The following is a 14,157-nucleotide window of genomic DNA, read 5'->3' on the forward strand; positions in this document are numbered from 1 at the left end:
CTTGCCGGGGCGGCGGGCGGCTCCCGTCGTCACGCCCGGCGGAGCGGGGTGAGGACGAGGGTGAAGTCGGCGGCGCCGAGTTCCAGTCGGTACTGCGGCAGGATGCCGGGGCCGCAGGAGGCGCTGCCCAGGCCCTGGACGGCGTGGTCGGTGTGCAGGTGGACCACCGGGCCGGGGACCAGGTCGGTCGGGTGGCGGGCCGCGGCGAGTTGCCGGTCGGTCCAGCGGCGGGCGGCGAGGTGGAAGTGTCGCTCGCCCTCGACGCGGACGCCCCGGGCCGTGCCGTCGCTGATCTCGGCCCAGCGGACGTCCGCCCGGTTGCCGTTCTCCTGCGGGTGCACGTAGGGGGTCTGCAGCTGGTCGACCGTGGAGCGGAAGCGGCCGACCCGGACCGCGTGCCGCGAATCCGGGTAGGCCTCTCCCGGGCCGGCGCCGAACCACTCGACCAGCGAGCAGTCGGCGGGGAGTTCCCAGTCGAGGCCGATCCGGGCCAGCGAGCGCGAGGTGTGCCGACGGAGCAACTCGCGGCGCTCCTCCGGCGGCAGCTCGGCGTCCACCATGGCGTCGCTGTCGGCGTCCTGCTCCCGCTCGGGCCAGTGGCCGACCGGTTCGGTGTGCACGGCGAGCCGCAGGGCGGCGCCGTCGCTGGTCCAGTGGTAGGTGGTCAGGTAGCCGCAGCCGACCGCGGCGGCGGCGCTCCGGACCACGACGGTCAGGCTCTCGGGCCCGGGGGCGACGGACACCGTGCGCTGCCGCAGGCGGTCCAGGCCGCGGGCCCGCCAGTAGGCGGCCTCGCGCGCGGACCAGCCGTTGTCGTTGTCGATCGGTGCCCGCCACAGGTTCAACCGCGGCCCCTGGAGGGGGAGTTCGCCGATGCCGAGGAGCGCACCGGTGGTGGGGTCGAAGCGGCCCGGGCCGAGCACGAGGTGCCCGTCGATGGTGCGGGGCGCCACCGGCCTGCCGTTCGGGAGGCTGCGATCCGGGGCGTGGAGCGGGAGTTGGCCCCACGCGACCACGTGGCCCTCGGGGGCCCAGTCGGTGGGCTTGGCCAGCGCCGCCTCGACGGTGAGCCACAGTTCGCCGTCGCTGTCCTGCCCGCTGTGCCGGTCCGGTTCGGGGAACGGGAGCGAGCCGCGCTCCCCGGCGGCCAGCTGGGGGGTCGGCAGCACGCCCCGGGTCAGCTCGACGCCCTCGCGCGCGAGGGACCAGGTGAACCGCAGGTGGGAGAGGTCCAGCATTTCGTAGTGGTTCTCGACGGTCAGCGTCCCGGGCTGCGGTCCGGGGCCGATGCGGACGGGCGCGATGACCTTGGCGTACTCCAGCAGGCCCGGAGAAGGGGTCCGGTCGGGGAAGACCAGGCCGTCGCAGATGAAGGTGCCGTCGTGCAGGTCCTCGCCGAAGTCGCCGCCGTAGGCGAAGAATTCGCGCCCTTGGGCGTCCCGCGTGCGCAGTCCCTGGTCCATCCACTCCCACACCCAGCCGCCCTGCACCCGCGGGTACTCGTCGCAGAGCCGCAGGTAGTCGGCCAGGCCGCCCGGCCCGTTGCCCATCGCGTGGGCGAACTCGGTGAGCACGTACGGCATGCGGTTGCGCGGGTCGTCCGCCGGGTCTCCGGAGCCCGCGCGGGCCGGGTAGGAGGTCTCGCCGGGGAGCAGCTGTCCGCGGCCGACGCGGGCGACGGCCGCGGGTGGACGGTACATCTCGCCGTGGACGTCGGTGTACTCGCAGAGTCGGTCGGCCTCGTAGTGGATCGGGCGCGAGGGGTCGCGCCGGCGCACCCAGTCGGCCATGGCGCGCAGGTTCCGGCCGTCGCCGGCCTCGTTGCCCAGCGACCAGAGGATGACGCTCGGGTGGTTCTTGTCCCGCTCCACCGTGCGCTCGATGCGGTCCAGGTAGGCGTCGTGCCAACGGGCGTCGTCGGAGGGGTTGCGCTGCCAGCGCTCCGGGTCCGCGTGTTCGAAGCCGTGGGTCTCCAGGTCGCATTCGAGCATGACCCACAGGCCGAGTTCGTCGCACAGGTCGAGGAAGGCGGGGTGCGGCGGGTAGTGGGCGGTGCGGACGGCGTTGACGTTGTGACGCTTCATCAGTTCCACGTCGCGGCGCATGTCCTCCGGGGAGACGGCCCGGCCGTGGTCGGGATCGAACTCGTGCCGGTTCACCCCGCGCAGCACGATGCGGCGGCCGTTGACCCGGAGCACGCCGTCCTCGCCGACGGCGACGCTGCGGAAGCCGAACCTGACCCGGACGCGCTCGCCGGCGGTCGTCAGGTGGGCCTCGTACAGGTGCGGGTCCTCCGCGCTCCAGGGCCGCACGTCGGCGAACCGGAACTCGTCCCCGACGGGCCGGCCGTCGACCCCGAGGGCGGGGACGCTGATCCGCACCGGCGCGGCGGAGTCCGCCGTCACGCGGAGGCGGCCCTCGCCGGTGGCGGAGTCGTAGTCGGCGTGGACGAACACGTCCCGGATGCCGTCCGCCGGGCGGGCCAGCAGGCTCACGTCGCGGAAGATGCCGGACAGGCGCCAGGTGTCCTGGTCCTCCAGGTAGGTGCCGGCGGAGAACTGGTGCACCCGGACGGCCAGCACGTTGCGGCCGGGCCGCAGCGCCTCGGTCACGTCGAACTCGGTCGGCAGCCGGCTGCCGTAGGTCACGCCCAGCTCCGTGCCGTTGAGCCAGACCCGGGCGCAGGAGTCCACGCCGTCGAAGCGCAGCACGGCCGGCACGCCGTCCCAGGACTCGGGCAGGTCGAAGGCGCGGCGGTAGTCCCCGGTCTCGTTCTCGTCGGGGACGAAGGGCGGGTCGAGGGGGATCGGGTAGGCGATGTTGACGTACACGGGCCGGCCGTGGCCGCGCAGCTGCCAGTGCGAGGGGACGGGCAGGGCGTCCCAGGAGCCGTCGTCGAACTCCGGGTCCTGGAAGCCGTCCGGCTCGGCGCGCAGCACCGGCGAGAACCTGAACGCCCACGACCCGTTGAGATCGATGCGAGGGGCGTCGGAGTCCAGGGCCGCGCGCGGCGCGAGCCTGCCACGGCCGACGGCGAAGTCCTCGAAGTAGCGTGCCGACATGCGGAATCCTCCGTGTGCGGTCTTGGGTGTTGCGCGCGACCGTACTATCGAAGGCTTGTTGCGGGAAGCGCTTCCGCGGCCCGGTGATCGGCCCCGGCGGGGTGGGCGCGCCCTCCGTGGGCGCGCCCTTCGTGCGGGGCCCGTCCGACCGGGCGCAGGACCGCTCTACCGGCGGGGCGGGCGCAGTTCGCCCGAGCCGCGGGCGATGAGGCGGGTCTCCACGACGGTGGTGCGGGCGCGGCCGCGGTCGCCGTCGAGGCGGGCGAGCGCGGTGCGGGCGGCGGCGGCGCCGAGTTCGGCCGGGTCCTGGGCGATGACGGTGAGGGCCGGCTCCAGGATGTCCGCCAGCGGGATGTCGTCGAAGGCGACCAGCGCGATCTCGCGCCGCTCGGCGTGCGCGAGGGCGGAGACCGTCCCCATGGCGGCGAAGTTGTTGGCGGCGAACAGCGCGGTGGGCGGTTCGGGGAGGGCGAGCAGCCGGTCGGTGGCGTCGGCCGCGTCCGGCTGGCCGTGCGCGCCGACGACCAGCGCGCGGTCGTACGGGAGGCCGGCGGCGGCGAGCGCGTCCTTGTAGCCGGCCAGGCGTTCGCGGCGGGTGTACAGGGTGGTCGGCAGGTCGCCGATGAAGCCGATCCGCTGGTGGCCGTGGGCGATGAGGTGGGCGACGCCGACGCGGGCGCCGTCGCGGTTGGAGGAGACCACGCAGTCGGCGGCGAGGCCGGCGCCGGGGCGGTCCAGGAAGACGACCGGCAGGCCGGCGGAGCGGGCGGCCTTGAGGTGGGCGTGGTCCGACCCGTCGGCCGGGACGACCATGAGCGCGCTGACCCGGCGGGCCAGGAAGGTGGCGATCAGGTCGCGTTCGCGGGCCGGGGCGTCGCCGGAGGAGCCGAGGAGCAGGGTGAGCCCGCGCTCCCGGACGGCGGACTCGATTCCGCCGGCGACCGTGCCGAAGAAGGGGTTGCCCATGTCGGGAACGACCAGGCCGATGCTGGTGTCGGGGCCGCCGGTGCGGATGTTGCGGGCCATCAGGTTGGGCTGGAAGCCGATCCGGGCGACGGCGGCGAGGACCTTCTCCCGGGTCGCGGCGGAGGTCGGTCCGTCGTTGTTGAGGACGCGGGAGACGGTCTTGGCGCTCACGCCGACTTCCTGGGCTACGTCGTGCAGCGTCGGACGACGGGTCGCGGCCATGGGTCACCGTTTCTGCCGGGTGGCGTTCGTTGTCGGGGCGTTCGTTGTCGGGATGTGCGGGTCGGGGCGTTCGGGTCGGGGCGTCGCCGAGGGGAGGGGGGTCTCCGGCGGGTGGCGGCCCGGCCCCGGCCCGGGCCGCCCTGGATCGTTCAGCCGGCGCGGACCCCGGCGGCCTGGGCGGCGTCGGCGTCCGCGACGACAGTACCGCTGCCGTCCTCGGCGACGGTGAGCGCACCGGTCATGATGGCGACCACCTCGGACATCGAGTGGTCGCCGGGCCGGATCAGCGCGGCCCGCCGCCCGAGCCGGTGGACGTGGATCCGGTCGGCGATCTCGAAGACGTGCGGCATGTTGTGGCTGATCAGCACGACCGGCAGGCCGCGGTCGCGCACCCGCCGGATCAGGTCGAGCACCTGCCCGGACTCCTTGACCCCGAGTGCCGCGGTCGGCTCGTCCATCACCACCACGCTGCGGGCCCAGGCCACGGCGCGGGCCACCGCGACCGCCTGCCGCTGGCCGCCGGAGAGGGTTTCCACCGGCTGGGTGAGCGAGCGCAGACCGATCTTCAGATCGGCCATGTGGGCGGCCGCCTCCTCGCGCATCCGCGCGCGGTCCAGGCTGCGGAACACCGTGCCGAGGATGCCGGGGCGGCGCAGTTCGCGGCCGAGGAACATGTTGGCGGCGATGTCCATCGAGGGTGCGACGGCGAGGTCCTGGTAGACCGTCTCGATGCCGGCCGCCCGGGCGTCCTGCGGGCCCGAGAACCGCACCGGCTCGCCGTTCAGCCGGATCTCGCCCTCGTCCGGGGCGATCGCGCCGGTGAGCGCCTTGATCAGACTGGACTTGCCCGCGCCGTTGTCGCCGATGACGGCCAGCACCTCGCCGGGCATGAGGTCGAAGTCGGCGCCGTCGATCGCGGTCACGTGGCCGTAGCGCTTGACCAGGCCGCGGGCCTGGAGGACGGGGGTCGTGGTCATCGGCTGGCTCGCTTCCGGGAGATCTGGTCGACGGTCACGGCGAGGATCACCAGCACGCCGGTGATCAGGGTCTGGTAGATCGAGGCGACGCCCATCAGCTGCAGCCCGTTGCGGAAGACGCCCACGATCAGCGCGCCGATCAGCGAGCCGAGCACGCTGCCGCGGCCGCCGAACAGGCTGGTGCCGCCGAGCACCACCGCGGTGATGGAGTCCAGGTTGTCGGTCTGTCCGGCCTGCGGGTCGCCGACACCGGTGCGGGACACCAGGAGCAGGGCGCCGACGCCGTAGACCAGGCCGGCCAGGGCGTAGAGGCCGATGGTGAGGCGGCCGGTGCGGATGCCGTTGAGGCGGGCGGCGTCCCGGCCGTTGCCGAGGGCGTAGACGTGCCGGCCCCAGGCGGTGCGGGAGAGCAGGTAGGCGAAGAGTGCGAATAGCGCCAGCGCGAGCACCGAGCCGTACGTGACGTCGGTGTCACCGAGCGGGAAGGTGCCGCCGAGGAAGGTCAGCGGGCCGGGCAGGTCGGTGACGGTCTGCTCGTTCGAGTAGACGTGGGTGAGCGCGAAGGCGACGTTCAGCATGCCGAGGGTGACGATGAACGGCGGCAGCGGGATCAGCTGCACCAGCAGGCCGTTGGCCAGGCCGAACGCCGCGCAGACCGCCAGGCCGAGGGCGATCGCGACCAGCGGCGGCACGGTGCCCTCGGCGGCCAGTTTGGCCATGGTGATCGAGCCGAAGGCCATCACCGCGCCGCAGGAGAGGTCGATGCCGGCGGTCAGGATGATCAGCGTCTGCCCGATCGCCAGCGCCCCGACCACCATCACCTGCTGGATGATCAGCGAGAAGTTCCCGCCGGAGAGGAAGTTGTCGGTGGTGAGGGTGAAGAAGGCGCAGGCCAGCACCAGCGCGGCCAGCGGGCCGGCGGTGGGCGCGGCGAGCAGGCGGCGGGCGAGGGGTGGTGGCTTGAGTTCCGCGTACGGGGCGGTCGTTGTGGTCATCTGGCGATCCTCGGGGAGGGGGAGCGGGAGTCGGGTGGGGGCGTGGACGGGGCCTGGCCAGGGTGCTCCGGGGCAGGGCGCGGCAGGGCGGCGGGCGGGCCCGGTCAGCCCCAGCAGTTCTCCTGGCCGTAGGCGGTGTCCTTGGCGTCCACGCCGGCCTGCGGCTGGTCGGTGACGAGGGTGACGCCGGTGTCGGTGTAGCCGGTGGGCTTGGCGCCGCCCTTGGCGTAGTCGGTCACCGCCTTGACGCCCCGGGCGGCCATGACCAGCGGGTACTGCTGCGAAGTGGCCGCGATCTTCCCGTCCTTGACGGCCTGGATGCCGGTGCAGCCGCCGTCGACCGAGACGACGAGGACGTCCTTCTCCCGGCCCTTGGCCTTGAGCGCCGTGTACGCGCCGAGGGCGGCGGGCTCGTTGATGGTGTAGACGACGTTGAGGTCGGGCGCCTTCTGCAGGCAGTTCTCCATCGCGGTCTGGGCCTTGGCCTGGTCGCCGCCGGTGTCCTGGGAGCAGGCGACGGCGGGGTCGTCGGCGGCGAGGCCGAAGCCCTGGAGGAAGCCGTCGTGGCGCAGCCGTCCGACGGCGACGCCGGGGGCGAGGTCCAGGGTGGCGATCTTCGGCGTCCGGCCCGCCATGGCGGCCTTGGCGTACTGGCCGATGAGCACGCCGGCCTGCTTGTTGTCGGTGGCGAACAGGGCGTCGGTGCCGTCCTGCGGGTCGGTCGGGCTGTCCAGGGCGATCACCAGGACGCCCTTGTCCCGGGCCTTCTTGATCGCGGGCAGGATCGCCTTGGAGTCGCTGGGGGTGATCAGGACGCCCTTGACGCCGGTGGCGACCATGTTCTCCAGGGCGGCGATCTGGCCGGCGTTGTCGCCGTCGAACTTGCCCGCGGCGGTGACGAGGGTGGCGCCGTTCTCCTTGGCGGACTTCTCGGCGCCCTGCTTCATCTTGACGAAGAACGGGTTGGTGTCGGTCTTGGTGATCAGTCCGACCTTGACGGCGCCGCCCGCGGAGCCGGCGCCGGACCCGGATGAGCCCTTGGAGCCGGAGCCGCAGGCGGTGAGGGCGAGTGCCGCGACGGTGGCGCAGGCGGCGACGCGGGCGAGGGCGGTGGTACGGGGCATGCGTGGGCTCCCTGGGCGGTGTGCGGAGGTCCGAGGCGGTGTCAGGTCTCGCGGGGCGCGCGAGGTGAGGTCGGCGGGTCGGCCGTCCTGACTGTCAACGTTGACATTGCCTTGCCGAGGATGATGAAGTCGGCCCGGCGCGGCGGGCAAGCCCCCACGGTGTAACAAGTGGGTAACGCGGTCGAAACCCCCGGCTCCGGCCCGGGGTTGACGGCCCGCGCCGCGCGCCAGTCCTTCACCGACCCGCGAGAGGCGGTCCTTCGTGTCCCAGCGATTTGTCGCGGTCCTCGGCGAGTGCGTCGCCGACACCTTCGTCGACCCGGCCGCCGGCCGCCCGGGAGAGCTGGCCCTGCGCGTGCTGCCCGGCGGCGGGCCGGCCAACACCGCCGTCGCCCTGGGCCGGCTCGGCACGCCCACGCGCTTCCTCGGCCGGATCTCCGTCGACGCCTTCGGCGGGTTGTTCCGCTCCCACCTGCGCGGCGCCGGCGTCGACCTGGACGCGGTGGTCGCGGCGCCCGAGCCCAGCACGCTGGCCATCGCCACCGTGGACGGCCTCGGCCAGGCGCGCTACGCCTTCCACGCCGACCGCGCCGCCGACTGGCAGTGGAGCGAGAGCGAGCTCTCCGCCCTGCCGCTCGCCGACGCGAGCTGCCTGCACACCGGCTCCCTCGCGCTGGTCCGCGAACCCGGGGGAGCCCTGGTCGAGCGACTCGTCGAGCGGGCCCGGGCCGGCCTCACCGTCTCGATCGACCCCAACGTCCGCCCGCAGCTGGTGGATCCGGCCGTCTACCGGGCCCGGCTCGGCCGGTGGTGCGAGCTGGCGGACATCCTGCGGCTCAGCTCGGACGACCTGGAGCTGTTGCTGCCCGGTGTTCCGCCCGAGCGGGCCTGCGACGACTGGCACGCGGCCGGTGCCCGGCTGGTGGTGATCACCCTCGGCGGCGCGGGGGCACTCGTCTCCCTGGACGGCGAGCGGATCCGGGTGCCGGCACCCGAGGTGGCGGTGGTGGACACCGTCGGTGCGGGCGACTCGTTCACCGCCGGCCTGCTGCACCGCCTCGCGGAGCTCGACCGGCTCGGCGGTCGGCTCGTCGGTCTGAGCCTCGCCGAAGCCGCCGCGGCCTGCCGCTTCGCTGCCGAGGTCGCGGCCCTGACCTGCTCCGTCCCCGGCCCCAATCCGCCGTGGGCGGACCAGCTCGGCATGCCCCACCGGAGCCAGGTCTCCTGACGGGACGTCGGCGGCGGCCCGTCACTCCGGCAGGGCGCGGTGTCATCGATGACACCTGCCGACGACGGTGCTCGGCTCCCGCGCCCGACACTCCTCGCTCCCCGAGCCCGAGCCCTGACCCCCGAGCCCCGACGCACCCTGAGCCCCCGTGGCATCGCGACCCGCCGCTTGGGGCATACGGGTGATCCGGTCGGGGTGCCCGTATGCGATCGGGCTCCACGGGTACCCGTGCGACCGACCACCGGACTGCTCGATGACCGAAGGAGTGCGCATGGACGCGATCGTGTTGCTGAGGGAAGACCACAAGACGGTGGAGAAGCTCTTCAAGGCCTTCGAGAAGGCGGACGACGACGCGTTCGCCGAGAAGCGCCGGATCGCCGACCAGGTGATCGAAGAGCTCACCGTGCACGCGGTCATCGAAGAGGAGATCTTCTACCCGGCCGCGCGCGAGGCCGCACCCGATACCAAGGACCACGTGCTGGAGAGCATCGAGGAGCACCACGCCGTCGTGTGGATGCTCTCCGAACTGGCGGACCTGGACCCGCAGGACGAGCGGTTCGACGCCAAGATGACCGTGCTGATGGAGAACGTGCGCCACCACGTCGAGGAGGAGGAGAAGGACTGGTTCCCGGAGGTCCGCAAGGCCTTGGGCCGCAACCGGCTGCTGGAACTCGGCGACCGCCTGGAGGAGGCGAAGAAGACCGCCACCCGGGCTCCCCTCAAGGTGCCCAGTGCCGCCGAGTGACCAGCCCGGACACCGCCGGGGCCCGAGAAGGAAGGACGAACCCATGCCCGGACGCACACGCCCGTGGCGGCGGTGGCGCGCCGCACCCGAGTTGACCACCGGCCCGGCCGACGACGTCGAGAACGCCAGCCGCCGCTTCCTCCTCTACGGGGTGCTGCCCCTCTGGTTCGCACCCGCCGTCGGCGACTGGGTCATGCACCGCCGCTCCCGCATCGAGGACACCAGCGGACTGCGGGAATCGCTCGTGCACGCGCTGATGATGGCCGAAGCAGGCACACCGGTCGTCCTCGGCCTGGTCGCCGAGGTCAACCCCCTGGTCCTCGCCACGATGGGCGCCGCCGCCCTCGCCCACGGCGCCACCGCCCTGTGGGACGTCACGATCGCCACCGGCCAACGGGAGGTCACCCCGGTCGAGCAGCACATCCACAGCTTCCTGGAGGTGCTCCCGCTCACCGCCGTCGCCTTCACCGCCTGCCTGCACTGGGACCAGGTCCGCTCCCTGACGCGCGGCGGCGACACCCGCCGTGCCTGGCGCCTCAACCCCAAGCCCCACCCCCTGCCCGCCCACTACCTCGGCGGGTTCGCGGCCGCGACCGCCGCCTTCGTCGCGCTGCCGTACGCCGAGGAACTCCTGCGCTGCGCCCGTGCGGCCCGTCGCCGCGCGGTCACGGCCTGAGGGCCCGACGGGCACCCGTTCTCCGCCACCGCCCCCGGCCCCCCCGCCCGGCGGGGGAGACGACGAGGCGCCGACCACCCGATGGTGGTCGGCGCCTCGTCAGGTCCCGGCGACGGCACGCGCGGTGGCGAGCGCCGGGCTCACGGCGCGGCCGGCGGGGGCGGCCGGGTGCCGGGCGGTCCTGCTACGGCTCCGCGTCCCGCGGCGATCCGACGGCCTGCGGCCTCGACGACGGGGCAGGTGTCGGGCGCCGCGATGCGGTCGGAGGCGCCGTGGGCGGTCAGGGCCGGTGTGGCGGGCAGGGCCGTGAGCAGCGGGGCGAGCAGCGGGGTCGGCTGTGTGGTCGGCTGGAGGGCGGGCAGCGGGGTGGGCATGACGCTCCTTGGGTCGGGCGGGGTGCGGGTCTCGGGATGCGGGTGCGGGCCGGCGGTGCTCAGGCCGCGGTGGCCAGGGCGGCCTGCTGCGGTTCGGGGTGGACGGCTCCGGCCGGCAGGCGGCGCTCCAGGCGGAGCAGGAGGCCCGCGCCGGCCAGGACGGCGGCGGCCAGCACCAGCCAGGGGAGTCGGCTGTCGAGGGCGAGCAGACCGGTGAGCAGGGAGGGGGCGACGGCTGCCGACAGCGACCAGGAGAGCTGGTAGGCGGCCATGTACCGGCCGCGGACGGCGGCCGGGGCGGTGGCGGTGACCAGGGCCGAGGCGGCGGGGTTGTGGATGATCTCGCCGAGGGTGATCACGACCACCACGGCCAGCAGTCCGGCGGTGGTGAAGCGTCCGGCGGCGGGCACCAGCAGGGCCTGGGCGAGGAATCCGGCGGCGAACAGCGCGGCGCCGGTCGCGGCGGCCCGGTTGCGGGTGGTGAACCGGCGGACGGCGAGTCCGGCGGGGACGCCGAGGGCGGCGCAGAGCACGGTGTTGACGGCGAAGGCGACGCCGGGCAGCGAGGCGGAGGCGTGCAGGACACCCGTCACGTACACCGGGAGCAGCACCGCGAGCGCGGCGTAGCCGAGGGAGATCAGCAGGTTGGCGGTGGCCAGCCCGAGGAACGGACGGTCGGCGAGGACCGCGCGGTAGCCGACCCGGCCGGTGTCGGGCCGGGCGGGTCCGTCGACGGCCTCGGGGCGGGCGTCCGGGACGCGGCGGACCAGGGCGGCGGCGGCCACGAAGCTGACGGCGTTGAGCAGGGCGGCGACGGTGTAGCCGCCGTCGCCGGCCACGCCGACAAGCAGGGCGGCGAGCATGCTGCCGGCGCCGAGGCCGGCGTTGGCGAGGCTGCGGCTGAGGGCGTTGACGCGCTCCAGGGCGGTGCCGGAGGCGAGTTCGCCGATCCTGGCCTGCTGGACGGCCGGGTAGCCGCGGGTCGCGACGGCGGTGACCAGGGTGACGGCCACGAAGGCGGGGAGCGCCGAGGCGAAGGGGTAGACGGCGAACCCGGCGGCCCGGACCAGGTGGAGGGCGATCTGCATGCGGCGGGCGCCGAACCGGTCCACGGCGGTGCCGACCAGCGGCAGCGAGACCATCGCGAGCAGGCCGGTGGCGGTGAGCACCAGGCCGATGACGGCCAGCGGCAGGCCGGTGACGTGCCGGAAGAAGACGAGGCTGAAGGGCACGTACATGCCGTTGCCGAGGGCGTCGATGGCCAGGGCCGCCATCAGGCTGCGTTCGCCGGGGAAGCCCGGGCTCCTTTTTGAAAGCATGTAAGTAGCTTAACGTTCAGCTACTTACTGTCAAGCGTCTTTTTGGTAAGCGACCTTGTGCGACACTGAACCCATGACGAGCAGCACCGACCCCGCCCCGACCCCGCGCCCCGCCACCGCCGACCAGGTGGACGAGATCCTTGCCCAGTGGCGCCGGGAGCGGCCCGACCTGGTGGACGGCCTGCACGCCATGGAGGCGTTCGGCCGGATCTACCGGCTCGCCCGCGGCATGGGCGAGCGGATGGAGCGCGTGTACGCCCCGTTCGGCATCGGGCGCGGCGAGTTCGACGTGCTGGCCACGCTGCGACGGGCCGGTGAGCCGTTCTCGCTCTCACCGCGCGAGCTGACCGCCACGCTGATGCTGACCAGCGGCGGCATGACCGGCCGCCTGGACAAGCTGGAGCGGGCGGGCCTGGTCACCCGTTCGCCGGATCCGAACGACCGCCGCGGCCTGCGGATCAGCCTCACCTCCGAAGGCCGGTCGACCATCGACGCGGCGGTGACCTCCGGACTCGCCGTCCAGCGCCCCGTCGTGGACGCCCTCGGCCCCGAACGGGCCGCCCAGCTCAACGAGCTGCTGCGGGACCTGCTGGCCTCGGTGGCCGAGGCGGGTGGGTGAGGCTCGGGCACCCGACTGCGGGCGGTCCCACCGCCGGTCACGGCACACGCCGGTCGCGGCAAACCGGTCGCGGCAAAAGCGTTCGACGGCTCAGCGCGGTCAGGGCATGATCCGCGTTCGTGACGACGACGAAGCAGTCCCTGGTCCAGGCCGCCGCCCGCAACAACGCCGAGTGGTGCGCCGTGATGAGCCGGTCGCACGGCGTGGGCGGCGAGTTCGGGCGGCAGGCGTGGACGGCTCCGGCCCGGACGCCGCTGTACTACCCCGACGCGGTGACGCTGCTGTCGGGCGCCGACGCCGCCGGTCTGCTGGCCCGGGTCGACACCGGGGCGCCCGGCGCCGCCGTCAAGGACAGCTTCGCCGACCTCGACCTCACGCGGGCGGGCTTCCGGGTGCTGTTCGACGCGCAGTGGATCCACCGCCCGGCGGGCGCGCCGGCCGAGGCGCCTGACCTCGCCTGGGAGGTGGTCGGCAGCGCCGGGGCGCTGCGGGCCTGGGCGCTCGCCTGGGACGACGGCGACGGCGACGCGGACCTGTTCCGGCCCGAGTTGCTCGACGACCCGGCGACCTTCGTGCTCGCCGGACGGAGCGGTGACGGCCACGTGGTTCGCGGCGCGGTGGCGAGCCGCAGCGACGACGTGGTCGGGATCTCCAACGTCTTCGCCCTGGACGCCGGCTGCGACGCGGCCTGGCCGGGGGTGCTGGACGCGGTGCACCGGCTGTTCCCGGCCCTGCCGGTGGTCGGCTACGAGGACGGCGAGGAGCTGGACGCCGCCGTCCGCCACGGTTTCGAGCCGATCGGCCCACTGCGGGTCTGGCACCACCGCTGACGGGTCGGCGGTCTGCCCGGCCCGCCGGCCCGCCGCAGGCCCGTGCCCGGCCCTGCGGCGGGTGGGTCCGGCGAGAGCGTCGGCCGTCAGCGTCCGGTCTGGGTGAATCGGCCACCGAGGTAGCGGAACTCCGGGTCGTCGGCGGGGAGTTCGCCGAGCTTCGCGATCAGCTCGGCGGCGAAGTCCTCGGCGTCGTCCAGCGGGTGGTAGCCGAGCGCCCGGGCCGACGCGAGGTCCCACCAGGCCCGGGTGTTGGCGGAGATGCCGTAGACCACGGCGTGGCCGGCCACCGGTCCGGTGAGCGCGGCGTGCACCAGCCGGGCGCAGTCGCCCGGGCTGAGCCAGGTGGCGAGCATCCGGATGCTGCGGGGCTCGGTGGCGAAGGAGCCGATCCGCAGCGAGACCGTCTCGATCCCGTGCCGGTCCGCGTACAGCGAGGCGAGGTCCTCGCCGAAGCACTTGGAGAGCCCGTAGTACGTGTCGGGCCGCGGCGGGGTGTCCACCGGCACGGCGCTGCCGTCGGCGGGCCGCTCGGTGAAACCCACCGCGTGGTTGCTGCTGGCGTTGACGATCCGCCGAACGCCCGCCGCCCGGGCGGCGTCGTAGAGGCGGTAGCTGCCTTCGATGTTGGCGGCCAGGATGTCGGCGAACGGCGCCTCCCCGGGGATCCCCGCCAGGTGGATCACGGCGTCGACGCCGTCCAGCGCCGCCGCGAGGGCTTCGGCGTCCCGCAGGTCGGCGGTGATGGCGTCGGGTGCGCCGGGCACCGGGAGCCGGTCGAAGCAGCGCAGTCGGTAGCCGTAGTCGGGCAGTAGCTCCCGCAGGCAGGTGCCGATGCGGCCGGCGGCACCGGTGAGCAGGACGTGGCGGGGCTGGTTCACCATCTGTTGCGTCTCCATGCTTCCTCGATCCCCTGCGGGCCCGTCGAGCCGTCGGGCCGGATCCGGGCGACGTGTGACGGTACCTGACGGGACGGCAGGGGTCGGCATGGTTTTCGGAACAACCCGCTCTTCGTCGCCC

Annotated in this window: 13 protein-coding genes; 5 read left to right on the plus strand and 8 right to left on the minus strand. The window is 74.1% G+C overall.

Annotated features, from left to right (window positions below; translation table 11 throughout):
* Positions 1 to 29: 29 nt before the first annotated feature.
* The 5 genes from IF30_RS0102100 to IF30_RS0102120 form a co-directional block, all read right to left on the minus strand.
* Entirely contained in the window at positions 30 to 3,062 is a 3,033-nt protein-coding gene (locus tag IF30_RS0102100) for a glycoside hydrolase family 2 TIM barrel-domain containing protein (RefSeq protein ID WP_030231038.1), read from the minus strand.
* 165 nt (positions 3,063 to 3,227) lie between these two features.
* On the minus strand, positions 3,228 to 4,250 hold the full coding sequence (locus IF30_RS0102105; protein ID WP_030231040.1) for a LacI family DNA-binding transcriptional regulator: 1,023 nt from the start codon (positions 4,248 to 4,250) through the stop codon (positions 3,228 to 3,230).
* Between the two features lie 149 nt (positions 4,251 to 4,399).
* Complete coding sequence (locus IF30_RS0102110) at positions 4,400 to 5,227, minus strand: ATP-binding cassette domain-containing protein (RefSeq protein WP_030231043.1); 828 nt, start codon at positions 5,225 to 5,227, stop codon at positions 4,400 to 4,402.
* Complete coding sequence (locus tag IF30_RS0102115) at positions 5,224 to 6,222, minus strand: ABC transporter permease (protein WP_030231046.1); 999 nt, start codon at positions 6,220 to 6,222, stop codon at positions 5,224 to 5,226. The genes IF30_RS0102110 and IF30_RS0102115 overlap by 4 nt, the downstream gene beginning before the upstream one ends.
* A gap of 104 nt (positions 6,223 to 6,326) precedes the next feature.
* Positions 6,327 to 7,346, minus strand: a complete 1,020-nt coding sequence (locus tag IF30_RS0102120; protein ID WP_030231048.1) for a sugar ABC transporter substrate-binding protein — start codon at positions 7,344 to 7,346, stop codon at positions 6,327 to 6,329.
* A 262-nt stretch (positions 7,347 to 7,608) separates the two neighbouring features.
* Between IF30_RS0102120 and IF30_RS0102125 the strand changes: the two genes are divergently transcribed.
* The 3 genes from IF30_RS0102125 to IF30_RS0102135 all read left to right on the plus strand — a co-directional run bounded on the left by IF30_RS0102125 (position 7,609) and on the right by IF30_RS0102135 (position 9,995).
* Positions 7,609 to 8,574 (plus strand): carbohydrate kinase family protein, encoded by a 966-nt coding sequence (locus IF30_RS0102125; protein WP_030231051.1) that lies wholly within the window; start codon positions 7,609 to 7,611, stop codon positions 8,572 to 8,574.
* Positions 8,575 to 8,845: 271 nt separating this feature from the next.
* Entirely contained in the window at positions 8,846 to 9,319 is a 474-nt protein-coding gene (locus IF30_RS0102130; RefSeq protein ID WP_030231054.1) for a hemerythrin domain-containing protein, read from the plus strand.
* Positions 9,320 to 9,362: 43 nt separating this feature from the next.
* A complete protein-coding gene (locus IF30_RS0102135) occupies positions 9,363 to 9,995 on the plus strand; it encodes a hypothetical protein (RefSeq protein WP_030231057.1) in 633 nt (210 codons plus the stop codon).
* Between the two features lie 140 nt (positions 9,996 to 10,135).
* On the opposite strand, the gene IF30_RS0102140 is transcribed toward IF30_RS0102135, so the two are convergent.
* Together IF30_RS0102140 and IF30_RS0102145 are read right to left on the minus strand one after the other, a co-directional pair.
* Positions 10,136 to 10,369, minus strand: a complete 234-nt coding sequence (locus IF30_RS0102140; RefSeq protein ID WP_030231060.1) for a hypothetical protein — start codon at positions 10,367 to 10,369, stop codon at positions 10,136 to 10,138.
* A gap of 59 nt (positions 10,370 to 10,428) precedes the next feature.
* Positions 10,429 to 11,688, minus strand: a complete 1,260-nt coding sequence (locus IF30_RS0102145) for an MFS transporter (protein WP_051709031.1) — start codon at positions 11,686 to 11,688, stop codon at positions 10,429 to 10,431.
* Positions 11,689 to 11,761: 73 nt separating this feature from the next.
* Between IF30_RS0102145 and IF30_RS0102150 the strand changes: the two genes are divergently transcribed.
* Together IF30_RS0102150 and IF30_RS0102155 are read left to right on the plus strand one after the other, a co-directional pair.
* The gene (locus IF30_RS0102150) at positions 11,762 to 12,307 is read left to right on the plus strand and encodes a MarR family winged helix-turn-helix transcriptional regulator (protein WP_037898691.1); all 546 of its coding nucleotides are present in this window, start codon (positions 11,762 to 11,764) and stop codon (positions 12,305 to 12,307) included.
* A gap of 119 nt (positions 12,308 to 12,426) precedes the next feature.
* The gene (locus tag IF30_RS0102155) at positions 12,427 to 13,137 is read left to right on the plus strand and encodes a hypothetical protein (protein WP_030231069.1); all 711 of its coding nucleotides are present in this window, start codon (positions 12,427 to 12,429) and stop codon (positions 13,135 to 13,137) included.
* An 86-nt stretch (positions 13,138 to 13,223) separates the two neighbouring features.
* On the opposite strand, the gene IF30_RS0102160 is transcribed toward IF30_RS0102155, so the two are convergent.
* Positions 13,224 to 14,018 carry an NAD-dependent epimerase/dehydratase family protein gene (locus IF30_RS0102160; RefSeq protein ID WP_107054311.1) on the minus strand — a complete coding sequence of 265 codons (795 nt, stop codon included), beginning with the start codon at positions 14,016 to 14,018 and terminating at the stop codon, positions 13,224 to 13,226.
* Positions 14,019 to 14,157 lie beyond the last annotated feature (139 nt).

It is taken from the genome of Streptomyces sp. NRRL S-350, from assembly GCF_000719705.1.
Classification (GTDB): Bacteria; Actinomycetota; Actinomycetes; order Streptomycetales; family Streptomycetaceae; genus Kitasatospora.

Coding starts and splice junctions, on each gene's coding strand:
- IF30_RS0102100 (WP_030231038.1), bottom strand. CDS start 3,062: ATGTCGGCACGCTACTTCGAGGACTTCGCCGTCGGCCGTGGCAGGCTC.
- IF30_RS0102105 (WP_030231040.1), bottom strand. CDS start 4,250: ATGGCCGCGACCCGTCGTCCGACGCTGCACGACGTAGCCCAGGAAGTC.
- IF30_RS0102110 (WP_030231043.1), bottom strand. CDS start 5,227: ATGACCACGACCCCCGTCCTCCAGGCCCGCGGCCTGGTCAAGCGCTAC.
- IF30_RS0102115 (WP_030231046.1), bottom strand. CDS start 6,222: ATGACCACAACGACCGCCCCGTACGCGGAACTCAAGCCACCACCCCTC.
- IF30_RS0102120 (WP_030231048.1), bottom strand. CDS start 7,346: ATGCCCCGTACCACCGCCCTCGCCCGCGTCGCCGCCTGCGCCACCGTC.
- IF30_RS0102130 (WP_030231054.1), top strand. CDS start 8,846: ATGGACGCGATCGTGTTGCTGAGGGAAGACCACAAGACGGTGGAGAAG.
- IF30_RS0102135 (WP_030231057.1), top strand. CDS start 9,363: ATGCCCGGACGCACACGCCCGTGGCGGCGGTGGCGCGCCGCACCCGAG.
- IF30_RS0102140 (WP_030231060.1), bottom strand. CDS start 10,369: ATGCCCACCCCGCTGCCCGCCCTCCAGCCGACCACACAGCCGACCCCG.
- IF30_RS0102145 (WP_051709031.1), bottom strand. CDS start 11,688: ATGCTTTCAAAAAGGAGCCCGGGCTTCCCCGGCGAACGCAGCCTGATG.
- IF30_RS0102150 (WP_037898691.1), top strand. CDS start 11,762: ATGACGAGCAGCACCGACCCCGCCCCGACCCCGCGCCCCGCCACCGCC.